The sequence below is a fragment of the Craterilacuibacter sp. RT1T genome, from assembly GCF_023502145.1.
In the GTDB taxonomy this organism is placed as follows: Bacteria; Pseudomonadota; Gammaproteobacteria; order Burkholderiales; family Chromobacteriaceae; genus Craterilacuibacter.
Genome location: NZ_JAMFLI010000001.1, coordinates 290,343 through 312,996, shown reverse-complemented (window position 1 = coordinate 312,996; position 22,654 = coordinate 290,343). Strand labels below are relative to the sequence as shown.

The following is a 22,654-nucleotide window of genomic DNA, read 5'->3' as shown; positions in this document are numbered from 1 at the left end:
CGCGCCTTGCCCGCAGTGCACAGGCGCTAGCTCAGCTCTTGCTGACAGCAAGCAGCAAAATTCCGAATGCAATCATGAACAGAATCAGGATGGATTTACCGAAGGTCGAGAACCAGTCTTCCTTCACCCCCATTTTGCGCTTCTTGATCATCAAAAAAGCCAGTGCAAAAGCGGCGAGGATGGAAGCAATGCCGTAGAACCAGTCGGGGATATTCATAAAGCTCCGTTCATGTCTTGTGGCATGCCGCTGGCGGCGCCCCTCACGGGCACCCCCAGCCGGCAGGCCGGATTACAAATCAAGAATGAGGCGGGCCGGGTCTTCTAGCAGATCCTTGATCGTCACCAGCGTCAGCACCGCCTCGCGACCATCAATGATACGGTGGTCGTAAGAGAGCGCAAGATACATCATCGGGCGCGCGACGATCTGACCATTCTCAACAACTGCGCGATCTTTGGTTGCATGCATGCCCAAAATGGCCGACTGTGGCGGGTTGATGATAGGAGTGGACATCATCGAACCGAAGGTGCCTCCGTTGGTGATGGAGAAAGTGCCACCGGTCAGGTCTTCCATCGACAGCTTGCCGTCGCGTGCCTTCACCGCAAACTCGGCAATCTGTTTTTCGATTTCGGCGATCGACATCTGGTCGGCGTTGCGCAGGATAGGCACCACCAGACCGCGCGGGCTGCCTACGGCAATACCGATATCGAAGTAGCCGTGATAGAGGATGTCGTTGCCGTCAACCGAGGCGTTCACCACCGGGAATTTCTTCAGTGCCGCCACCGCCGCCTTGACGAAGAAGGACATGAAACCCAGCTTGACGCCGTGTTCCTTCTCGAACTTGTCCTTGTACTTGGCGCGCAGATCCATCACCGGCTTCATATTCACTTCATTGAAGGTGGTGAGGATGGCGTTTTGTGCCTGGCTTTGCAGCAGGCGCTCGGCGACGCGCTGGCGCAGGCGGCTCATCGGCACGCGCTGCTCAGGACGGTCGGACAGCAGGGCACCGGCGTTCACCGCCGATGGGGTGCTGGCCAGCGCCGCACCACTTACGCTGGAAGGCGCAGCCAGGACTGGGCCTGCCTGTACCGGCGCCAGCGGCTTGGCCGCGGCAACCTGTACATCTTCTTTCAGGATGCGGCCATCACGGCCGGAGCCGGCCACATTCGCCAGGTTCACGCCGCTCTCGGCAGCCAGTTTGGCAGCCGACGGCATGGCGGCGGCAGGCGCAGCGGCAACCGCGGCCACTTCCGGCGCGGCAGCGGGTGCCACTTCACCCGCCTTGGCGGCGGTGTCGATACGGGCAATCAGCTGGCCGGACACGACGGTCGCGCCATCGGCTTCAATGATTTCAACGATCACACCTGCCAGCGGTGCCGGCAGTTCCAGCACGACTTTGTCGGTTTCCAGATCGATCAGGTTTTCGTCGCGAGCGACGGCTTCGCCGACCTTTTTGTGCCAGCTCATCAGCGTGGCTTCGGAAACAGACTCGGGCAGTTGCGGAACTTTGACTTCGATAATCATATTCTTCTCCGTTGGGAGCCGCTTGTTGCGGCCCCGGAACTCACACTTCAGCTGTGATCTTATTTGCCGAACGACAGGGCTTCTTCAACAAAAGCCTTCAGTTGGGCCACGTGTTTGCTCATATAACCGACCGCCGGCGAGGCCGACGAAGGACGGGCCGCATAAGACAATGTCTGCTTGGCCCCCATCAGCGCCTCCAGGCGGTGACGCAGCTGGTACCAGGCCCCCTGATTCTTCGGCTCTTCCTGTACCCACACCACTTCGTTGGCCTTAGGGAAGCGCGCCAGTTCAGCGGCCACCTGTTCGGTCGGGAAGGGATAAAGCTGCTCGATGCGCACGATGGCTACATCCTGTTCCAGTTCGCGCTCTTTGCGGCCAGCGACCAGGTCGTAATACACCTGACCGGCACACAGCAGCACGCGCTTGACCTTTTTCGGGTCGGCCATTGCGTGGTCGCCAATCACGGCACGGAAAGTCCCGTTGCTGCAATCCTCGATCGCACTCATCGAATCCTTGAAGCGCAACAGGCGCTTGGACAGGAAAATCACCAGCGGTTTACGGAACGGGCGCAGCATCTGGCGGCGCAGCACATGGAACATCTGGCTGGCTTCGGACGGCATCACGATTTGCATATTGTGCTCGGCGCACAGCTGCAACCAGCGTTCCAGACGGGCCGACGAGTGCTCCGGGCCCTGACCATCGTAGCCATGCGGCAAGATGGTGGTCAGACCGCACAGGCGGCCCCACTTGGTTTCACCCGAGGCGATAAACTGGTCGATGGCAACCTGGGCACCGTTGGCAAAGTCGCCGAACTGCGCTTCCCAAATCACCAGCTGATCCGGGCTGTTGCAGGCATAGCCATACTCGTAGGCCAGCACCGCTTCTTCGTTGAGGATGGAGTCGATGACCAGGAAGTCGCCCTGGTTTTCCGACATATGGCGCAGCGGCACATAGCTGCCGTCGTCCCACTTCTCGCGGTTCTGGTCATGGAAGACCGCATGGCGGTGGCTGAAGGTGCCGCGGCCCGAGTCTTCACCCGAGATACGCACGCCATAGCCGGACTCAACCAGGCTTGCGTAAGCCAGCGTTTCGGCCATGCCCCAGTCTACCGGCTGCTCGCCGGCGGCCATGGCCAGACGACCCTTGACCACGCGATCCACCGTATTGTGCAGCTTGAAGCCTTCCGGCACCTGAGTGAACTTGTCGGTCAGGCGCTGGATATCGGCCAGCGGCAAAGAGGTATCGGTCGGGTGCGCCCAGTCCGTCCCCATAAACGGGGTCCAGTCGACGGCAAACTCGCGGCGATAGTTGGTCAGCACGGTCTGCTCGACATGCTCGCCCTTGTCCAGCGCATCGCGGTAAGCCTGAATCAGCGCCTGCCCTTCTTCGGCGCTCATCACGCCCTCGCCCACCAGACGCTCGGCGTACAGCGCGCGCGAGCCCGGATGCTTGGCGATTTTCTTGTACATCATCGGCTGGGTCAGATAAGGGTCATCGCCCTCGTTGTGGCCCAGTTTACGGAAGCACACCAGATCGATCACCACGTCCTTGTTAAAGGTCATGCGGTAGTCGAGCGCGGCCTGCATCACATAGCACACGGCTTCCGGGTCATCGCCGTTGACGTGGAAAATCGGGGCCTCGATCATCTTGGCCACGTCGGTGCAATAGCTGGTAGAGCGGATATCGCGCGTGTCCGAGGTGGTGAAGCCAACCTGGTTGTTGATCACGATATGAATGGTGCCGCCGGTACCGTAACCGCGCGTCTGCGACAGGTTGAAAGTACCCTGGTTGACACCCAGACCGCCAAAGGCCGAGTCGCCGTGCAGCAGCACCGGCACCACGGTCTTGCGCTCGCCATCCTTGCGCCGCTGCTGGCGTGCGCGCACCGAACCCTCAACCACCGGGTTGACGATTTCCAGGTGGGACGGGTTGAACGCCAGCGAGACATGCATCGGGCCGTTAGGCGTCGGAATGTCGCTGGAGAAGCCCATATGGTATTTCACGTCGCCGGAAGCCAGCTCCTTCGCCGGTTTGCCTTCAAACTCGGCAAACAGGTCGCGTGGCAGCTTGCCCAGCGTGTTGACCAGTACGTTCAGGCGGCCGCGGTGGGCCATGCCGATAATCAGTTCCTGCACGCCTTGCGCCGTTGCGTTCTGGATCAGGTGATCCAGCGCCGCGATCATGCTTTCGCCACCTTCCAGCGAGAAGCGCTTCTGGCCGACATAGCGGGTGTGCAGATAGCGCTCCAGCGTTTCGGCAGCAGTAATCTGCTTGAGGATGCGGCGCTTGCTCTGCGCATCATAATGCGGCGTGGACAGATCGCCCTCGAAGCGGCGCTGCACCCAGCGCTTTTCTTCGGTCTGGGTGACGTGCATATACTCGACGCCGATATTGCCGCAGTAGGTCTGCTTCAAGCGGGCCAGAATCTCGGACAGCGGCAGCTGCTGCGGGCCGATCATGGAGCCGATATTGAACTGCAAAGCCATATCCGCATCGGTCAGGCCATGGGTCGCCGGGTCGAGTTCACGCAGTTGCACCTGATCCATGCGCTTGAGCGGATCGAGGTTGGCGTGACGCGAACCCAGTACGCGGTAAGCCGAAATCAGCTTCAGTACCGCCACCTGCTTTTGCATCGACTCCCAGTCGCCTACCGCGCTAACGCGCTGGCCGGCAACCGGCTTTTTCGTCAGTTGGATAAACGACTGCTGGATCGGCAGATGCGGCACATCGCGCTCGGCCGCACCCGGAGCCAGGGACAGCTTGTCAAAATATTCACGCCACTGGTCAGGGGTGGAGCTCGGATCAGCAAGGTACTGTTCGTACAGCTCCTCGATGAAAGGTGCATTCCCGCCAAACAGGTAGGAATGGCCAAACATGGCTTGCATCATGGGTTCGGGCCCTTTGATTCGGTTTAAGACAGCTACCAGAAGCGTTCTGGCAAACCTCTTTGGCTTGCCGCAACGCTCCCGTGGAAAAAACCGGCCACCCAGGGTGCGGGCAGCCGGCCTTGCATCGATCAGCGGTCGCTGACCGGTGCCACATCGCGGCGCACGGCGCCGGTATACAGCTGGCGCGGACGGCCGATTTTCTGTTGCGGGTCGGCAATCATTTCGGTCCAGTGTGCAATCCAGCCCACGGTACGCGCCAGCGCGAAGATAGGCGTGAACATGGAGACCGGAATGCCAATGGCCGACAATACGATGCCGGAGTAGAAGTCGACGTTCGGATACAGCTTGCGCTCGACAAAGTACGGGTCTTCCAGTGCAATCTTCTCCAGCGCCATCGCCAGCTTGAACTTAGGATCATCCTGCAGACCCAGTTCGCGCAGCACTTCGTCGCAGGTTTGCTTCATAATCGCGGCACGCGGGTCCATATTCTTGTACACGCGGTGACCGAAGCCCATCAGCTTGTAGCGCTTGTCCTTCACGCCATCCATGAATTCGGCCACATTGTCGGCGCTGCCGATTTCGTCCAGCATCTTCAGTACCGCCTCGTTGGCACCGCCATGCGACGGACCCCACAGGCAGGCGATACCGGCCGCGATACAGGCAAACGGGTTGGCACCGGACGAGCCGGCCAGACGTACGGTCGAAGTCGATGCGTTCTGCTCGTGATCGGCATGCAGCGTGAAAATGCGGTCCAGCGCGCGCGCCAGTACCGGATTGACCTTGTACTCTTCGCACGGGGTCGAGAACATCATGTGCATAAAGTTCTCGGCATAGGACAGGCCATTCTTCGGATAGGAGAATGGCAGGCCTTTGCTGTAGCGATACGCCTGAGCCGCGATGGTCGGCAGCTTGGCGATCAGGCGATGCGCCGAAATGCGGCGGTGTTCGGCATTGGTGATGTCGAGCGAGTCGTGATAGAAGGCGGACAGCGCGCCCACTACACCGACCATGACCGCCATCGGGTGTGCATCGCGGCGGAAGCCCTTGAACAGGCTGAACAGCTGATCATGCAGCATATTGTGGCGCATGATGCCGCGCACAAACTCGGTGCGCTGGGCGCTATTGGGCAGTTCACCATTCAGCAGCAGATAGCAGACTTCGAGGTAGTCGCACTTCTCGGCCAGCTGCTCGATCGGATAGCCGCGGTAATACAGCATGCCCAGATCGCCATCGATAAAGGTGATCCTGGATTCGCACGAAGCCGTTGCCAAGAAGCCAGGGTCGAAGGTAAACATGCCGGTCTTGTTGAAAGAGCGGATATCCACCACTTCCGGCCCCAGCGTACCCGCCAGTACCGGCATTTCGATCTGGTCGCGGCCTTCGTTGTAGGACAGCGTAACTTTCTTGTTCGTTTCCACAGACTTACTCCCTGGTATATAGGTATTGTTTTGCGACCACTACTCAGACACTGCGCAACATGGCGACGATGGGCGCGAGCGTCACATCGTCGGTCTCCACCTTGCCGTTCACCAGTTCCAGAAACTCCGTATCCGGCAGATCCAGAATCCGCACATAGGCGGCAAACTCGTCAGGCGTCAGCTGATCGTAACGCTCGGCCAGAAAGCGCGTCAGCACCAGATCCAGCTCCAGCAGGCCGCGGCGCGAACGCCAGCGCACCCGCTTTTTTTCGATCGGATCGATGAGTTCACTCATACCGCACGCTTGACCATCAGGTCCTTGATCTTGCCGATGGCGCGCGTCGGGTTCAGGCCTTTAGGGCAGACATCGACGCAGTTCATGATGCTGTGGCAGCGGAACAGGCGGTATGGGTCTTCCAGATTATCCAGACGCTCGCTGGTGGCTTCGTCGCGCGTGTCGGCGATAAAGCGGTAGGCGGCCAAGAGGCCGGCCGGGCCGACGAACTTGTCCGGGTTCCACCAGAAGCTCGGGCACGAGGTCGAGCAGCAGGCGCACAAGATGCACTCGTACAGGCCGTCCAGCTCCTTGCGATCTTGTGGCGACTGCAGACGCTCGCGCTCGGGCGCCGGGCTGTTGTTGACCACATACGGCTTGATCGAGTGGTACTGGGTAAAGAACTGGGTCATGTCGACGATCAGGTCGCGAATCACCGGCAAGCCAGGAATCGGACGCAGCTCGATCGGCTGTTTCAGATCGCGCACATCGGTCAGGCAGGCGAGGCCGTTCTTGCCGTTGATGTTCATCGCATCCGAACCGCACACGCCTTCGCGGCAGGAGCGGCGGAAAGAAACGGTCTCGTCCTTGACCTTGAGCTTGACCAGCGCGTCCAGGAGCTTACGGTCGGTCGAATCGATCTCGACCGAAATATCCTGCATATACGGTTTGGCGTCCTGATCCGGGTTGTAGCGATAGACGCGGAACTGGATGGTTTCGTGAGTCATGATGTCTGTCGCCTTAGTAAGAACGGGTCTTCAGGGCGATGGCTTCGACGGTCAGCGGGGTCATGTTGACCGGCTTGTAGTCGAGCTTGTTGCCATCGCGGTGCCACAGCGTGTGTTTCAGCCAGTTCTGGTCGTCACGGCCGTTCGGATTGGCCGGCGTATCTTCGGCATCGTCGCGCACATGGGCGCCACGGCTTTCGGTACGGGCATTGGCCGAGATCATGGTGGCTTTGGCCACTTCGATCAGGTTTTCCAGCTCCAGCGCTTCCAGGCGGGCGGTATTGAACACCTTGGACTTGTCGGCAATCTCGGTGGTCTTGACCATCTGCTCGACCTTGAGGATCTCTTCCACCCCCTTGGCCAGCATGTCCTTGAAGCGGAACACGCCGCAATGCGTCTGCATCACGCGCTGCATGGCGCTGCGCGCTTCATGCACATTGCTGCCGCCGGTCTGGCCATCCAGTCGCGCCACGCGCGCCACCGAATACTCTACGGCGGCCATATTCAGCTCAGGCAGGTTCTCGGGCTGGGTCTTGATGAAGTCGATCATCGAGTTGCCCGAGCTCTTGCCGAACACCAGCAAGTCCAGCAGCGAGTTGGTACCCAGACGGTTGGCACCGTGCACCGAGGCGCACGCGCATTCGCCGGCGGCGTAGAAGCCCTTGACGATATCGCTGTGGTTGTCGGTGGTCGACAGCACCACTTCGCCCTTGTAGTTGGTCGGAATGCCGCCCATCTGGTAGTGGCAGGTCGGCACTACCGGAATCGGCGCCTTGATCGGGTCGACACCGGCGAACTTGATCGAAATCTCGCGGATGCCCGGCAGCTTGGACATAATCACCTCGGGGTCGAGGTGGGTGATGTCCAGCAGCACGTGATCCTTGTTCGGGCCGCAACCACGGCCTTCGTTGATTTCGGTCACCATGGCGCGCGACACCACGTCACGCGAAGCCAGATCCTTGGCATTCGGTGCGTAGCGCTCCATAAAGCGCTCGCCGTCCGAGTTGCGCAAAATGCCGCCTTCGCCGCGCACGCCTTCGGTAATCAGCACACCGGCACCGGCCACGCCGGTCGGGTGGAACTGCCAGAACTCCATGTCTTCCAGCGGAATGCCGGCACGCGCCGCCATCCCCAGACCGTCACCGGTATTGATGAAGGCATTGGTGGACGAAGCGTAGATACGGCCGGCACCGCCGGTGGCGAACAAGGTGGCCTTGGCCTGGAATACGACGATTTCCGACGTTTCCATTTCCATGGCGACCACGCCCTGCACATTGCCGTCGGCATCGCGGATCAGATCCAGCGCCATCCATTCAACAAAGAACTGGGTATTGGCGCGCACATTGCGCTGATACAAAGCATGCAGCATGGCGTGGCCGGTACGGTCAGCCGCCGCACAGGCGCGGCGCACCGGCTTCTCGCCGAAGTTCGACATATGGCCGCCGAACGGACGCTGGTAGATAGTGCCATCGTCGTTGCGGTCAAACGGCATGCCGAAGTGTTCGAGCTCAACCACCACCTTGGGTGCTTCGCGGCACATATATTCGATGGCGTCCTGGTCGCCCAGCCAGTCCGAACCCTTGACGGTATCGTACATATGCCAGTGCCAGTGATCCTGTTCGGAGTTGCCCAGTGAAGCGGACACCCCACCCTGTGCCGCTACGGTGTGCGAGCGGGTCGGAAAAACCTTGGAAATGACTGCGGTCTTGAGACCGGCTTCAGACAACTGCAAGGCTGCGCGCATGCCGGCGCCGCCGGCGCCGACGATTACTGCATCGAAATGACGAACTGGTACGTTCATTGCAGACCCCAGACAACTTTAACCGAATAGATGAAACAGCCCGTGAGCCACACGATGGTGAACACATGCAGGCTCAGGCGCAGACCGGTGGGCTTGATGTAGTCCATCCAGACATCGCGGATACCAACCCAGACGTGCAAAAATAGCGCCAGCAAGGTGATCTGGGTAAACACGCGCACCCAGGTCTGGCTGAACAGGGCTTTCCAGCTGTCGAAATCGGACGGCATGGCCAGCAGCAGCAGCACCAGCGCGACGGTGTAAGCCAGCATGACGACGGCAGTCACGCGCTGCATCAGCCAGTCGCGCAAGCCGTAATGGGCACCAACCACGTTGCGGTTTACCATAACAAGAACCCCAGAATTGCGGTCAGGACAAGGCTGACAATCAGTACCAGCTTGGCGGTCGCGCGTGCGGTTTCCAGCTCCAAGCCCTTGTGCACATCAAGAAACAGAAAACGGATGCCGGCGCAGAAGTGGTGCAGGTAAGCCCACAAAAAGCCGATCAGCACCAGTTTCATCAGCGGATAGGCGATGACGGCGCGAAAAGTATCGAAGTCCTGAGCAGAGCTCAGCGTACCTGCAAACAGGTACATCAAAAGAGGCAGGGAGAAAAAGAGCGCCACACCACTGACCCGATGCAGGATCGAGACGATACCCGGCACGGGCAATCTGATCTTGCCAAGATCTAGGTGCTTTGGTCGTTGCTTCTGCATATGGCTTCCTAAGTATGTTTTTTGACCAAACCGTTGTAACCGGGCTTTACACGACAAGCCCACCAAACCAGTGCTTCACCTTGCAAAGCCGCAGACAAAAGCCTGAGCAACCCTGCCTGACGCAGTGCACCACCCATAAGATGGCTACGCCATTCTACCAAACAGAAACGACATTATCATCGACTTCGTCATTATTTTGTGCGATGCGATAACCTTAAGGCATTGCTGTATAAGCTAAAGCGTCGGTCAGACAGTAACGCTGCCGCCAGAGCACCGCATCGCCCATCAGCGGACCGGACAAGGTCAGCACTGACAGCGCGGCACGCCCGGGCTCCACACTCAAAAGAGCCGCCTCTTCCCGCGGCAAGTGCTCGACCCGGAACTGCTCGGCATGCACATGCACCCTGACTCCATAACGCCGCAGCAAGACTTCATGCAGACTGGCCGAACGGACACGCAAAGTGCGCGCATCCAGCTCGTCAAAACGCTCGGCACTGAGCAGAATCTCGTCCGTCGCCACCGGCAGGCCCTGATGCCGCCACAGCAAGCGCACGCGAAACAGCGGCGCGCCACGCCTCAGCAGCAGGGCTGACGCAACCTCCTCGCCGGCGCTCAAGCGCGACACACCGAGAAACTCCCGCACCAGCACATCCGCCGGCCCGCCAAACACACCGGGCATCACCACCGCCCCGCTTCCCCAATCCCCCGGCAGCGGCGCAACAAAAGTCCCCTTGCCCTGCAAGCGCAACAACACGCCATCGGCGACCAGTTCTGCCAGTGCCTTGCGTGCCGTGCCCTGGCTCACCCCCAGCTCGGCCGCCAGATCCCACTCGCTGGGCAGCATCTCGCTCTCGCCCCACTCCCCGGCACACACCCTTTGCAGCAGATGCGCCTTGGCCTGACGATAGAGTGGTTCTTTATTGATGGCGTTTGCATTCATTGCATGCTTTTTATCACCAAATTTCAGCCGAGTAAATACAAGTCTTATATAAGACACACAAGTTGACGCACAACTCTAAAAATACCTGTATCAATCCGTACACAAACCAGCACAAATAAATAAAATGTCGTGGTAAACTCATTTGCCGCAATATTGCAAAGCACCATTCCGAGCAGTGAATATCAAAGGAGAATGCGAGAAATGAAAGCCCCCGTACGTGTTGCCGTTACCGGCGCTGCTGGCCAGATCGCCTACAGCCTGCTGTTCCGTATTGCCAGTGGTGAAATGCTGGGCAAAGATCAGCCCGTCATCCTGCAATTGCTGGAAGTGCCGTTTGAAAAGCCACAGCAAGCGCTCAAGGGCGTGATGATGGAGTTGCAGGACTGCGCTTTCCCGCTGCTGACTGATATGGTCGGTACCGATGACCCGCTGGTGGCTTTCAAGGACGCCGAATACGCTTTGCTGGTCGGTGCCCGTCCGCGCGGCCCGGGCATGGAGCGCGCCGACCTGCTGCAGGAAAACGCCAAGATCTTCACCGCACAAGGCAAGGCGCTGAATGACGTGGCGCACCGCGACGTCAAGGTACTGGTCGTCGGCAACCCGGCCAACACCAATGCCTATATCGCGATGAAGAGCGCGCCGGATCTTCCGGCCAAGAACTTCACCGCCATGCTGCGTCTGGACCACAACCGTGCAGCCAGCCAGCTCGCGGCCAAAACCGGCAAGGCTGTTGCCTCCATCGAAAAACTGCTGGTTTGGGGCAACCACTCGCCAACCATGTACGCCGACTACCGCTTTGCCACCATCAATGGCGAAAGCGTCAAGGCCATGATTGGTGACGAAGCCTGGAACCGCGACGTATTCCTGCCAACCGTAGGCAAGCGTGGCGCCGCCATTATCGAAGCGCGCGGCCTGTCTTCCGCCGCCTCCGCCGCCAATGCCGCCATCGACCATATGCGCGACTGGGCACTGGGCACCGACGGCAAGTGGACCACCATGGGCATTCCATCCGACGGCAGCTACGGCATCCCTGCGGGCGTGATGTACGGATTCCCGGTAACGTGCGAAAATGGCGAGTACAAGATTGTGCAAGGCTTGGAAATTGATGAATTCAGCCGCGACCGGATGAATTTCACCCTGAACGAGCTGGAAGAAGAGCGCGCAGCGATTGCTCACCTGCTGGGTTGATTTCCCGCCCTGCTAAAAAAAGCGCACCTTTTGGTGCGCTTTTTTGTCTTTGCATCTAGACACGCGATACATTTGTATTTAATTATTCTCTGAACTAACTGGAGATCACTACCATGATCGAAGCCGAAATCCTCAACCAGATCGATGCCAAGCTGATCGATCTGACGACGCGCAACACCGATATTCGGGGGTATCTTTGACTACGACGGCAAAAAAGACCGTCTGGAAGAAGTCACCGGTCTGACCGAAGACCCGAACATCTGGAATGACCAGAAAAAAGCCCAGGAACTGGGCCGCGAACGCAAGATGCTGGAAGATGTCGTGCTCGTCATCGAAGGCATACAGTCGGCGCTGACCGACAGCCGCGAGCTGTTCGACATGGGCCGCGAAGAAGAAGACGACGACACCATCCTCGCCGTACAGGCCGATTTGGCAGAGGCCGAAGCCAAGCTGGCCAACCTTGAATTCCGCCGCATGTTCAGCGATCCGATGGATCCGAACAACTGCTTCGTCGACATCAAGGCCGGCGCAGGCGGCACCGAAGCACAGGACTGGGCCGGCATGCTGCTCAGAATGTATGTGCGCTGGGCCGAACGCCGCGGCTTCAAGGTCGAAGTACTGGAAGAGTCCGAAGGTGAAGTCGCCGGTGTCACCAGCGCCACCATCAAGATCGAAGGCGAATACGCCTATGGCCTGCTGCGCACCGAAGTGGGCGTACACCGTCTGGTACGCGTGTCGCCGTTCGACTCCAATGCGCGCCGCCACACCTCGTTTTCCTCGGTTTTCGTCTATCCGGAAGTGGATGATTCGTTCGAAATCGACATCAACCCGTCCGATGTACGCACCGATACCTACCGCGCCTCCGGTGCCGGTGGTCAGCACATCAACAAAACCGACTCGGCCGTACGCCTGACCCACAACCCAACCGGTATCGTGGTGCAGTGCCAGAACGACCGCTCGCAGCACCGCAACCGCGATGAAGCGTGGCAGATGCTGCGTGCCAAGCTGTATGAGCTGGAGCTGAAAAAGCGCAACACCGCCAAGCAGGAACTGGAAGACAGCAAAACCGATGTGGGCTGGGGACACCAGATCCGCTCCTATGTCTTTGACCAGTCGCGCATCAAAGACCTGCGTACCGGCTATGAAGTCGGCAACATCAAGGGCGTGATGGACGGCGACCTCGATCCATTTATCGAAGCCAGCCTCAAGCAAGGGGTCTAAATTGGCTACAACAACCGAAATGCGGCCCCGCTGCTGCGTCAATCCGTAATGACTGGAGACACTATGTCTGAACACGAAACCGCATCACCCATCCAGGATGAAAACCAGATCATGGCCGAGCGCCGCAGCAAGCTAAAAGCGCTGCGTGAAGCCGGCGTGGCTTTCCCGAACGACTTCCGCCGCGAAGACATGGCCGGCGATCTGGCCAAGAAGTGCAGCGACAAGAGCAAGGAAGATCTGGAAGCCCAGAAGATCCAGGTAGTCGTAGCCGGACGGATGATGCTCAAGCGTGTCATGGGCAAGGCCAGCTTCGCGACGCTGCAAGACAGCACGGGCCGTATCCAGCTTTACATCAACGACCAGGGCGTGGGCGCCGAAAAGCACGAATCCTTCAAGCACTGGGATCTGGGCGACATTCTGGGCGCCAAGGGCGAGCTGTTCCGCACCAACAAGGGCGAACTGTCGATCAATGTCACCGAGCTGCGCCTCTTGTCCAAGAGCCTGCGTCCGCTGCCGGACAAGCACCACGGCCTGGCCGACCAGGAAACGACCTATCGCCAGCGCTATGTCGACCTGATCGTCAACGAAGCTTCGCGCGACACCTTCATCAAGCGCTCCAAGATCGTGCAAACGGTACGCGACGTGATGGTGGGTGAAGACTACCTCGAAGTCGAAACGCCGATGATGCACCCTATCCCGGGCGGCGCCGCAGCCAAGCCGTTTGCCACGCACCACAATGCGCTGGATATGCCGCTGTATCTGCGTATCGCACCCGAGCTGTACCTGAAGCGTCTGGTAGTTGGCGGTCTTGAGCGCGTATTCGAGATCAACCGCAACTTCCGCAACGAAGGCATGAGCACCCGTCACAACCCTGAATTCACCATGATGGAGTTCTACGAAGCCTATAGCGGCTACGAACGCATGATGGAAATGACGGAAAAAGTGATCCGTGCCTGCGCCATGGCCGCTTGCGGCACCACGCGCATCAGCTACGGCGGCAAGGACGTCGATCTGGAAAGCCCGTTCGCGCGCTTTACCATCGTTGGCGCCATCCAGCACTTCAACCCGCAATACAGCGACGAACAACTGGCCGACGCCGAATGGCTGAAGAGCGAGATCAAGAAGCTGGGCGGCAAGCTGCCACCGGCGCCTGGCCTGGGCAGCCTGCAGCTGACCCTGTTTGAAGAGTGCGCCGAAGGCCTGCTGTGGAACCCGACCTTCATCATCGACTACCCGGTGGAAGTCTCGCCACTGGCACGCGGCTCGGATGCCGACCAGTCGATCACCGAGCGTTTCGAACTGTTTGTCGTCGGCCGCGAACTGGCCAACGGCTACTCCGAGTTGAACGATCCGGAAGACCAGGCCGCCCGCTTTATGAGCCAGGTTGAACAGAAAGACGCCGGCGACGACGAAGCCATGCACTATGACGCCGACTACATCCGCGCCATGGAATACGGCCTGCCACCGACCGGCGGCTGCGGCATCGGCATCGACCGTCTGGTCATGCTGCTGACCGATGCCCCGTCGATCCGCGATGTGATTTTGTTCCCGCACATGAGGCCTGAGTAAGGTTTTTTGGCTTCCTAGCCAATCCTAGCTACACATCAGAAACCCCCGTCAGCAAAGGCTTTCGGGGGTTTTTCATTGAAATCACGTCCCAATGCATTCCTATTGCTTCTGACGGTATTTGACGGTATTACAGCAGCACAGCAAGGGACAACTGATGCCACGGACCGCGCTTGATTGTAAGAACGCCACGCCCAAGGCCGATGGCAAGCCTGCCAAACATGCTGACACCGATGGCCTGTACCTGCTGGTCAGCAACAGGTCGAAGCTGTGGCGCTTTGACTACCGCTTTGTCGGAAAGCGCCTGACTGCCTCGTTCGGCGTCTACCCCGAAGTATCACTCAAAGAAGCGCGCCAGCTACACGACGAAGCCCGCCGGCAGCTCAGAGTGGAGCATCGGTTGAACCAGAGATAGCCTAGGCGTGGCTGGCTGAGCATAGCTAACGACTCTAGCCGTAACTATTTTTTCTAAAAATAGTCATAATGTAATCGTTTCAGTAAAGGGATAAGCAAAACTATGCCCACTATCGGCTACCAGTGGCTTGCCAAGGCCCACGACATCGACCCGGTCCATCCGTTTGCCGTGCAAAGCACCATCGGTAGCTCGCGTACGACCTTACTGGAGAATGACCTCCGACGAGAGGTCTATCCTGAGAGTTACCGGCCAGCCGAAACGCTGAAGGATCAGCTAACGTTTGCGCTCAAGCATGAAGAAGTACACCTCGAATTTTTAAGCAGGCTGTTTCAGCGGCCAGCGATCAAAGAGGCGCTAACTGCCTGGGTACATGCTGAGCCCACCGGCGCCTACGCCAGGCGCGCTGGCTTCCTGTATGAATGGCTGACAGGGGGGCAGCTTGATTTTGCAGGCGTAGCGCGTGGCAATTATGTGGATGCGCTGGATGACAAGCGCTACCTGACGGGAGCCCCGATCAACAACCCGCGTTGGCGGGTGCGGGACAACTTGCCCGGCAATCGCGATTTCTGCCCTATAGTCCGGCGTACCGATGCTATCAGACAGGCGGAGGCATACGACATCGCGGCTAAGCTCGTTGAGTTGGAAGACGACTACGGTGTGGATCTGATCCTGCGCAGCACGGTATGGCTGACAGTCAAGGAAAGCCGAGCCAGCTTCCAGATTGAGCGAGAGCAAGGGAAGGAGGACCGAATCCGCCGTTTTGCGGCGGTAATGGAAAGGGAGTGCGGCCGTCACGATGATCCTTTTGCACCTGGAGCACTTACCAGCCTACAGCGAGGCATCTTAGGTGAATCGGCATTACGCTATGGCTTACGTCGATCCCCTGTATTTGTTGGCCACACATCACACTACCAACCAGTAGTCGATTACATCGCACCGCATTGGGATGATACTGTGCCGATGCTGGGTGGCTTGTCAGCCTTTATGAGTCGTACACAAGGCCAAGCGTCCTTACTAAGGGCGGCGGTAGCCTCCTTCGGCTTTGTATACGTACACCCTATGGCGGACGGCAATGGCCGGATTTCGCGCTTCCTGATCAACGACGTATTGCGACGGGATGGCCAAGTGCCTGCACCCATCATTTTGCCTGTCTCTGCCACCATCACCCACAGCACACGTAACCGGGCGGACTACGACCGGGTACTGGAACGCTTCTCGCGTCCACTGCTGCAGCGCTACAACCAACACTACCGCTTTGCCGAAAGCATTGAGGCAGAAGACGGCGTGATCTTCAATTTTCACTTTGATGCGTACGAAGGCGCGCGCCCGGCTTGGGCCTACCCGGATCTGACCGCCCATGTTGCGTATCTGGCACAGGTCATCGACCAGACCCTGAGCTTGGAGATGCGAGATGAAGCCCGTTTTCTGCAAGCCAACGAACGCGCCCGCCAAGCAATCAAACAAGTACTGGAAGCACCGGATAACGACTTGGATGTGATCATCCGTAGCGTGCGCGAAAACGGTAATCGCATCTCCAACAAACTGATCAAGCGCTATCCCTTGCTGGAACAAAATCCTGCTTTGGCGGAGCATATTGTCGTAGCTGTTATCGAAGCATTTTCTCATGCGCTCGCATCTGGGCACACGGAAAAAAACTAGACACACATCACCGAGTATTCAAGAACAGCGAGCCCCTCTCCAGCCCGCAAGGCGACGTTTTGCTCAGGCCCATCCGGGTTACTTTTGTGCGCTATTGAACACGGACACGGGGCAAACCGTGTCGTGTAGCGGGGGCCGCCCCACTCACGGCGCATCTGCCAGCGCTGGCCCAGCGCTTCGACGGCGAGCTTGAGCGTGCCGTCACAGTATCGCAGGTTGATCGCGTCTAGGGTGTTCATCAAAGCGGTGGCGTTGGAAGAGGAGTGAGCTGGAACGCATTGTGCGCGTAATTTGATCCCCCCCCCGCCAGCCAAAACTGCCGAAGGTTTTTTATGGTGCGGCCTCCGTTACGAGTTGGCAGCGATGGGCTTTGAGTTTTGAGTCCGCTGCGCGGCATATTAAAGAGGGGCCAGACGCACCCTGCCCCTGGCCGTACACATCCAGCCGCCAGCGCAGCAAGACGCCTGCGCCGAGGATATTTCCTTGGCACGCCAGCATGCCGGTTATCATGTCTATTGCACGCCTCAGGTTGCCGAAGTGCCATGCCCTGCCTACAATCGCGCCAAGCTCAGCCATCAGGACCCCTACCATGTCGAACCCTGCTTTTGATCTCTTGATTTCCGCCCGCTGGATGATCACCGTCGAACAAGATGGTGAAATTCTGGAAGACTATTCTCTGGCCATCAACAACGGGACGATTGTTGCCCTGCTGACGCCTTCACAGTCGGCAGCCGCCACCGCCAAACAGCATGTGCGGCTGGACAACCATGTATTGATGCCCGGCCTGATCAATCTGCACGGCCACAGCGCGATGACCCTGCTGCGCGGTCTGGCGGACGACAAGGTGCTGATGGACTGGCTGTCCAATCATATCTGGCCGGCCGAAGGCCGCCATGTGCGCGACGAATTTGTGTTTGATGGCGCACTGATTGCCATGGCGGAAATGATCCGTGGCGGCACCACCACCATCAATGATATGTACTTCTATCACGGGGCCATGGCGCGCGCCGGCCTCGCTGCGGGCATGCGCACCTTTGTTGGCGCCTCCATCCTCGAGTTCCCGACCAATTACGCCAACAATGCCGACGAATACATCAGCCGCGCGCTGGACGAGCGGCGTGAATTTTTGGGCGAGGAACTGATTACCTTCACGCTGGCACCGCATGCGCCCTACACCGTGGCCGACGACACTTTCCGCAAGGTGGTGATGCTGGCCGAAGAGCAGGACATGCTGATCCATTGCCACATCCACGAGTCGGCCGGCGAAATCAGCGACAGCATGCGCGACCATCACCAGCGGCCACTGGCACGCCTGAAAGAATTGGGCCTGCTCTCGCCGCGCCTGATTGCCGCGCATATGGTGCATCTGTCGGATGACGAGATCGAGCTGGCCGCCCGCCATGGCATCTCGGTGGCGCATAACCCAAGCTCGAATATGAAGCTGGCCTCGGGCATTGCCCGCATTCCCCAGCTGCTGGCCGGCGGCGTCAATGTCGGCATCGGCACCGATGGCGCAGCCTCCAACAACAAGCTGGACATGCTGGCCGAGATGCGCATGGCCGCCTTGCTGGCCAAGGTCGGCGCGATGGACCCGACCGCCGTGCCGGCAGCTACCGCCATCCGCATGGCCACGCTCAATGGCGCACAGGCTTTGGGCATTGCCGACAAGGTGGGCAGCATCAAGCCCGGCAAACAGGCCGACCTGATCGCCATTGATCTGGCGACGGTAGAAACCGCGCCGATATTCGACCCGATTTCCCATGTGGTTTACGCCGCCGGGCGCGAACAGGTCAGCCATGTCTGGGTCAAGGGTCAGGCCCTGATGGCGGAGCGCCAGCTCAAGACACTGGACGAAGCACAACTGATAGCCAGCGGCAGAAGCTGGCGCGAACGGATTCTGGCAGGAGATCAAAACGCATGAGCAATGTCGACGCACAAGAACTGGAAAAATTCAGCCAGCTAGCCCACAAGTGGTGGGACAAGGACAGCGAATTCAAGCCGCTGCACGAGATCAACCCGCTGCGCCTTGATTTTATCGATGGCTATGCCGCGCTTGCCGGCAAGTCCGTACTCGATGTGGGATGCGGCGGCGGCATTCTGGCCGAAAGCATGGCCGCGCGCGGCGCCAGCGTAACCGGTATCGATCTGGCCAAGAAATCGCTGAAAGTGGCGCAGCTGCATAGCCTGGAGTCGGGCGTGCCGGTCGAATACCGCTGTGTCGCCGTGGAAGACCTGGCGGCAGAAAAGCCGGGCTATTACGACGCGGTGACCTGCATGGAAATGCTGGAGCATGTGCCGGATCCGCAAAGCATCGTGCGTAGCTGCGCGCGTCTGGTCAAACCCGGCGGCACCGTGTTTTTCTCCACCCTTAACCGCAATGCCAAGGCTTACCTGCTGGCCGTGGTGGGGGCCGAGTACGTGCTTAATCTGCTCACGCGCGGCACGCATGACTATGCCCGCTTCCTCAAGCCTTCCGAGTTGTCGCGCATGGCACGCAACGCCGGGCTGGAGCTACTGGATATCCGCGGCATGACTTACAACCCGGTGACCGGCATCCACAAGCTGGGCACCGACACCGACGTCAACTATCTGATGGCTTGCCGCCGCATAGACTGATACTGCAATGAAAAAAACCTCTCCAGCCCAAGGCCGGAGAGGTCAACACCCGTGTCGTTCCTGCAAGACTCCCCAAGAGGAGCGCCTGTTGCCATCCCGAAATGACAGCCAGACTTGCTTGCATGATATGAATTTAGCGAAGAACTGTTAGCCCCTGTTTTTACCCTCGCGCGGCCCAGATCAAACAAGCGTTTGAATCCTACGTCCGCAGCAAAATACCCGCAAGGCATTTCACCTTGGCCAAGACATAAGTGATGGTTTTACGCCACAACTACAAAACGGCAGCGAATGCTAAAATAGCCGCCAGCGGCAAACCGCCATCGCCAACCCGACAGATCACGCCGAGCCTGCATGCCCTTTAAAGCCAACGATTCACTGACCGAGCAAATCGCCCAGCACTTGGGCAAACTCATTATCCAGGGCACGCTCGCACCCGCAGAGCGCATTCAGGAGTTACGCATCGCCGCCGAACTGGACGTCAGCCGCGGCTCGGTACGCGAAGCCCTGCTGATTCTGCAGCGCCGCCATCTGGTCGAAATCTATCCGCGCCGTGGCGCCGTCGTTGCCAGCCTGACGCAGGAAGATGTCAGGGCATTTTTTGAGCTATGGTTTTTGCTGCTAAACCGGGCCGCGACCAATCTGGCCCTGTCCTGGAAAAACGATGATCTGGCGCGCTTTTTTGCGCTGGAAGCCGAGCTGGCCGAGCATAAGCTGCATGCCGATTTCAACGCCTTTTTTGACACCAGCTTTATCTTTTTGCAAACGCTGTACGACTTTGCCGGCAACCGCTATCTCGAGGATGCCCTGAATAATCTGCAACCGATGACCCAGCGTTGCCTGTACGCCATTTTCCGTAGCGGCGACATGCAGCTGGAGCGCGCACAATGTTTTATCAGCGACCTGCTTAAAGCCATCATTGCACGCGACCTTACCCGCCTGAATAGCGTGACCCAGCATCTTAGCGACACCTATCGCGCACTGGTGCAAGAGGCCACGGCGACACTGGCCAAGGCATAAAAAAACGGGGCGATGCCCCGTCAGCCTTATTTGCGCAACCAGGTCTGATACGACCAGCGCAAACCGTCTTCCCGACTATGCCCTTCTTCCGCCACCTGCTGCCATTCATGCTCAGCCCAAGCCGGAAAATGGGCGTCTCCCGCGACATCCAGATCAATCAGCGTCAGCTCCATTTTTGCCGCCAGCGGCAAGGCCTGGGCAAACAGCTCGCCGCCACCGATCACACAGGCCTCGGCCAGCGAAGCCACCGAGGCCAGCGCTTCCGGCAGCGAATGCATGACCTCGGCCCCCTCGGCCTGCCAGTCGGCCTGACGCGTCACCACGATATTGCGCCGCCCGGGCAAAGGCCGGCCGATGGAGTCCCAGGTCTTGCGCCCCATAATAATGGGCTTGCCCAGCGTCACCGCTTTGAAATGCTTGAGATCTTCCGGCAAATGCCAAGGCAGTCGGTTGTCCACGCCGATCACCCTGTCGTTCGCCATCGCCACCACCAAGGTCACCAGAGGCATACTCATACCGCCACCTGCGCCTTGATATGCGGATGCGGGTCGTAGCCTTCCAGCTCGAAGTCTTCAAAACGGAAGGCAAACAGGTCTTTGACCGCCGGATTGATCTTCATGCGCGGCAAGGCGCGCGGTGCGCGTGACAACTGCAGCTCGGCCTGTTCCAGATGATTGCTGTAGAGATGGGCATCGCCCAGCGTATGCACAAAGTCGCCCGGCTCAAGGTCGCACACCTGCGCCACCATCATGGTCAGCAAGGCATAGCTGGCGATATTGAACGGCACACCCAGAAAGATATCGGCCGAACGCTGATACAGCTGGCACGACAGGCGGCCACCCGCCACATAGAACTGGAACAGGCTGTGGCAAGGCGGCAAGGCCATCTCGTCCACCAGCGCCGGATTCCACGCCGACACCATCAAGCGGCGCGAGTCCGGGTTGGTCTTGATCATCTGGACCACATTGGCAATCTGGTCGATATGGCGGCCATCGGCAGCCGGCCATGAACGCCACTGGTAACCGTATACCGGCCCCAGATCGCCGTTTTCATCGGCCCACTCGTCCCAGATGCGCACGCCGTTTTCCTTGAGGTAACGGATATTGGTGTCGCCGGACAAAAACCACAGCAATTCGTGCACGATGGACTTCAGATGCAGCTTCTTGGTCGTGACCAAGGGGAAGCCGTCCTGCAAGTTGTAACGCATCTGATAGCCGAACACCGAACGGGTACCGGTACCGGTGCGGTCGGATTTTTCATCGCCATGTTCAAGCACATGGCGCATCAGGTCTTGGTACTGCTTCATGGCGCGAGTCCGTCAAAATTCAAGGCGCTAGTTTAACGCTACGCCCCATTCTTGAACACCGCGAAGCCCGTGCCTATCTGCCCCCATCATCACGTTACTTGCAAAAAATACAACATAAATGCAGGCTTTTTGAATATCAGGGACTTGAAGCCTAGCGGATGGTAAACTCGCGCCACACGATACCTATCTGATAAAAAACCGGCAGCACGCATGGCAGAAGACTCCGATCTGGAACGCACAGAACCCGCCTCAGAGCGCCGTCTGCAACAGGCGCGCGAAGACGGTAATGTGCCGCGCTCGCGTGAACTGGCGACTTTTGCCGTCACCATGACCGGGGTGGCGCTCTTGATCGCGCTGGGGCCGGCGCTTTACCGCGCGGTGCGCGACATCGCCATCGGCATGCTGCGCTTTGACAGCCAGAAGCTGAAAACGCCGGAACTGGCGGTCGAGGCCTTCAAAAGCGCCAGTATCGACATGTTTATGGCGCTACTGCCCTTTTTGGGCGGTCTGGCCATCGTTGCCCTGCTGACGCCGCTATTGATCGGCGGCTGGAATCTGACACTCAAGGCCATTGAGCCGAAATTTTCCAAGCTCAACCCGGCCTCCGGCATCAAGCGCATGTTTTCGGTACAGGCGCTGGCCGAGGGCGGCAAGGCCATTATGAAAAGCGCGCTGATCGGCGGCGTGGCCACCTGGGTAATCTGGAGTGAACGCGGCGAACTGATGGGGCTGGTCAGCCAGCCGCTGGAGCTGGCGCTGGGCAGCATGATGGGGCTGATCGAACACACTTTCCTGATCGTGGTGGGCGCCATGCTATTGCTGGTGGCGGTGGATGTGCCGCTGCAACTCTGGCAATACCATAAAAAACTCAGGATGACCAAGGAAGAGCTCAAGCAGGAAAGCAAGGAACAGCAAGGCTCGCCCGAAGTGAAAGGCCGTATCCGCCAACTGCAGCGCGAGGCGGCACGCCGGCGCATGATGCAGGAAATTCCGGGGGCCAATGTGATCGTCACCAACCCGACCCATTACGCGGTGGCGCTCAAATACAGCGACGACATGCGCGCGCCGCAAGTCGTGGCCAAAGGTACGCTGAAGCTGGCCGAGCGCATTATTGCCGCCGGCAGCGAGCATAAGATTGCCACCATGCGCGCGCCCAGCTTTGCCCGCGCCCTGTATTTCCATGCCGAGCTGGGTGCGGATATTCCGCCCAAGCTGTTTTCGGCGGCGGCGCAGGTGCTGGCCTACATCTACCAGCTCAAGGTCTATGAAAACCAGGGCGGTCTGGCGCCGGTTTACCCGGAAAAGCTGGAAGTGCCGCCAGAACTTGACCCGAACAATAAACAAAAAGCAGCGGCCAGACCGGCCGATGCGCACTGACTGACG

Annotated in this window: 22 protein-coding genes; 9 read left to right on the top strand and 13 right to left on the bottom strand. The window is 59.0% G+C overall.

What is annotated here, in order from left to right; genetic code table 11:
• Window positions 1–31: 31 nt before the first annotated feature.
• The 10 genes from M3P88_RS01580 to M3P88_RS01535 all read right to left on the bottom strand — a co-directional run bounded on the left by M3P88_RS01580 (window position 32) and on the right by M3P88_RS01535 (window position 10,283).
• Entirely contained in the window at window positions 32–217 is a 186-nt protein-coding gene (locus M3P88_RS01580) for a hypothetical protein (RefSeq protein ID WP_249614332.1), read from the bottom strand.
• Window positions 218–289: 72 nt separating this feature from the next.
• Entirely contained in the window at window positions 290–1,522 is a 1,233-nt protein-coding gene (odhB, locus tag M3P88_RS01575) for a 2-oxoglutarate dehydrogenase complex dihydrolipoyllysine-residue succinyltransferase (RefSeq protein WP_249614331.1), read from the bottom strand.
• Between the two features lie 59 nt (window positions 1,523–1,581).
• Complete coding sequence (locus tag M3P88_RS01570) at window positions 1,582–4,410, bottom strand: 2-oxoglutarate dehydrogenase E1 component (RefSeq protein WP_249614330.1); 2,829 nt, start codon at window positions 4,408–4,410, stop codon at window positions 1,582–1,584.
• Between the two features lie 128 nt (window positions 4,411–4,538).
• Window positions 4,539–5,828 carry a citrate synthase gene (gene gltA / locus M3P88_RS01565; protein WP_249614329.1) on the bottom strand — a complete coding sequence of 430 codons (1,290 nt, stop codon included), beginning with the start codon at window positions 5,826–5,828 and terminating at the stop codon, window positions 4,539–4,541.
• Between the two features lie 43 nt (window positions 5,829–5,871).
• Complete coding sequence (locus M3P88_RS01560; RefSeq protein ID WP_124734160.1) at window positions 5,872–6,123, bottom strand: FAD assembly factor SdhE; 252 nt, start codon at window positions 6,121–6,123, stop codon at window positions 5,872–5,874.
• Window positions 6,120–6,830 carry a succinate dehydrogenase iron-sulfur subunit gene (locus M3P88_RS01555; RefSeq protein ID WP_249614328.1) on the bottom strand — a complete coding sequence of 237 codons (711 nt, stop codon included), beginning with the start codon at window positions 6,828–6,830 and terminating at the stop codon, window positions 6,120–6,122. The genes M3P88_RS01560 and M3P88_RS01555 overlap by 4 nt, the downstream gene beginning before the upstream one ends.
• 13 nt (window positions 6,831–6,843) lie before the next feature.
• Window positions 6,844–8,631: a succinate dehydrogenase flavoprotein subunit gene (gene sdhA, locus M3P88_RS01550; RefSeq protein WP_249614327.1), complete on the bottom strand. Its 1,788-nt coding sequence runs from the start codon at window positions 8,629–8,631 to the stop codon at window positions 6,844–6,846.
• Entirely contained in the window at window positions 8,628–8,975 is a 348-nt protein-coding gene (gene sdhD / locus M3P88_RS01545; RefSeq protein WP_249614326.1) for a succinate dehydrogenase, hydrophobic membrane anchor protein, read from the bottom strand. Before sdhD ends, sdhA begins: the two co-directional genes overlap by 4 nt.
• Complete coding sequence (gene sdhC, locus M3P88_RS01540) at window positions 8,969–9,343, bottom strand: succinate dehydrogenase, cytochrome b556 subunit (protein ID WP_249614325.1); 375 nt, start codon at window positions 9,341–9,343, stop codon at window positions 8,969–8,971. The genes sdhD and sdhC overlap by 7 nt, the downstream gene beginning before the upstream one ends.
• Window positions 9,344–9,557: 214 nt before the next feature.
• Window positions 9,558–10,283, bottom strand: coding sequence for a GntR family transcriptional regulator (locus M3P88_RS01535; protein WP_249614324.1), 726 nt, complete (start codon window positions 10,281–10,283; stop codon window positions 9,558–9,560).
• Window positions 10,284–10,484: 201 nt separating this feature from the next.
• Here M3P88_RS01535 and M3P88_RS01530 point away from each other — a divergent pair, with 201 nt between their 5' ends.
• The 5 genes from M3P88_RS01530 to M3P88_RS01510 all read left to right on the top strand — a co-directional run bounded on the left by M3P88_RS01530 (window position 10,485) and on the right by M3P88_RS01510 (window position 16,332).
• Entirely contained in the window at window positions 10,485–11,471 is a 987-nt protein-coding gene (locus M3P88_RS01530) for a malate dehydrogenase (protein WP_249614323.1), read from the top strand.
• Window positions 11,472–11,584: 113 nt separating this feature from the next.
• A protein-coding gene (prfB, locus tag M3P88_RS01525) for a peptide chain release factor 2 (protein WP_283773056.1) occupies window positions 11,585–12,692 on the top strand; the annotation gives its coding sequence in 2 pieces (ribosomal slippage) (window positions 11,585–11,668 and window positions 11,670–12,692; 1,107 coding nt in all).
• 63 nt (window positions 12,693–12,755) lie between these two features.
• Complete coding sequence (gene lysS / locus M3P88_RS01520) at window positions 12,756–14,261, top strand: lysine--tRNA ligase (protein WP_249614322.1); 1,506 nt, start codon at window positions 12,756–12,758, stop codon at window positions 14,259–14,261.
• Between the two features lie 154 nt (window positions 14,262–14,415).
• Window positions 14,416–14,673 (top strand): Arm DNA-binding domain-containing protein, encoded by a 258-nt coding sequence (locus M3P88_RS01515; protein WP_249614321.1) that lies wholly within the window; start codon window positions 14,416–14,418, stop codon window positions 14,671–14,673.
• Window positions 14,674–14,775: 102 nt separating this feature from the next.
• Window positions 14,776–16,332: a Fic family protein gene (locus tag M3P88_RS01510; RefSeq protein ID WP_249614320.1), complete on the top strand. Its 1,557-nt coding sequence runs from the start codon at window positions 14,776–14,778 to the stop codon at window positions 16,330–16,332.
• Here M3P88_RS01510 and M3P88_RS16030 read toward each other — a convergent pair.
• Complete coding sequence (locus tag M3P88_RS16030) at window positions 16,329–16,571, bottom strand: DUF4113 domain-containing protein (protein ID WP_502798933.1); 243 nt, start codon at window positions 16,569–16,571, stop codon at window positions 16,329–16,331. The genes M3P88_RS01510 and M3P88_RS16030 overlap by 4 nt on opposite strands.
• A gap of 350 nt (window positions 16,572–16,921) precedes the next feature.
• On the opposite strand from M3P88_RS16030, the gene M3P88_RS01505 reads away from it, so the two are divergent.
• From M3P88_RS01505 to M3P88_RS01495, 3 genes are all read left to right on the top strand, one after another.
• Window positions 16,922–18,253: a TRZ/ATZ family hydrolase gene (locus M3P88_RS01505; RefSeq protein WP_249614319.1), complete on the top strand. Its 1,332-nt coding sequence runs from the start codon at window positions 16,922–16,924 to the stop codon at window positions 18,251–18,253.
• A complete protein-coding gene (gene ubiG, locus M3P88_RS01500) occupies window positions 18,250–18,948 on the top strand; it encodes a bifunctional 2-polyprenyl-6-hydroxyphenol methylase/3-demethylubiquinol 3-O-methyltransferase UbiG (protein WP_249614318.1) in 699 nt (232 codons plus the stop codon). Before M3P88_RS01505 ends, ubiG begins: the two co-directional genes overlap by 4 nt.
• Window positions 18,949–19,299: 351 nt before the next feature.
• A complete protein-coding gene (locus M3P88_RS01495; RefSeq protein ID WP_249614317.1) occupies window positions 19,300–19,965 on the top strand; it encodes a GntR family transcriptional regulator in 666 nt (221 codons plus the stop codon).
• A 26-nt stretch (window positions 19,966–19,991) separates the two neighbouring features.
• Here M3P88_RS01495 and M3P88_RS01490 read toward each other — a convergent pair whose 3' ends face one another.
• The gene (locus M3P88_RS01490; RefSeq protein ID WP_249614316.1) at window positions 19,992–20,480 is read right to left on the bottom strand and encodes a dihydrofolate reductase; all 489 of its coding nucleotides are present in this window, start codon (window positions 20,478–20,480) and stop codon (window positions 19,992–19,994) included.
• Entirely contained in the window at window positions 20,477–21,271 is a 795-nt protein-coding gene (locus M3P88_RS01485) for a thymidylate synthase (protein WP_124734148.1), read from the bottom strand. Before M3P88_RS01485 ends, M3P88_RS01490 begins: the two co-directional genes overlap by 4 nt.
• A gap of 210 nt (window positions 21,272–21,481) precedes the next feature.
• Here M3P88_RS01485 and flhB point away from each other — a divergent pair, with 210 nt between their 5' ends.
• Window positions 21,482–22,648 (top strand): flagellar biosynthesis protein FlhB, encoded by a 1,167-nt coding sequence (gene flhB / locus M3P88_RS01480; protein WP_249614315.1) that lies wholly within the window; start codon window positions 21,482–21,484, stop codon window positions 22,646–22,648.
• Window positions 22,649–22,654 lie beyond the last annotated feature (6 nt).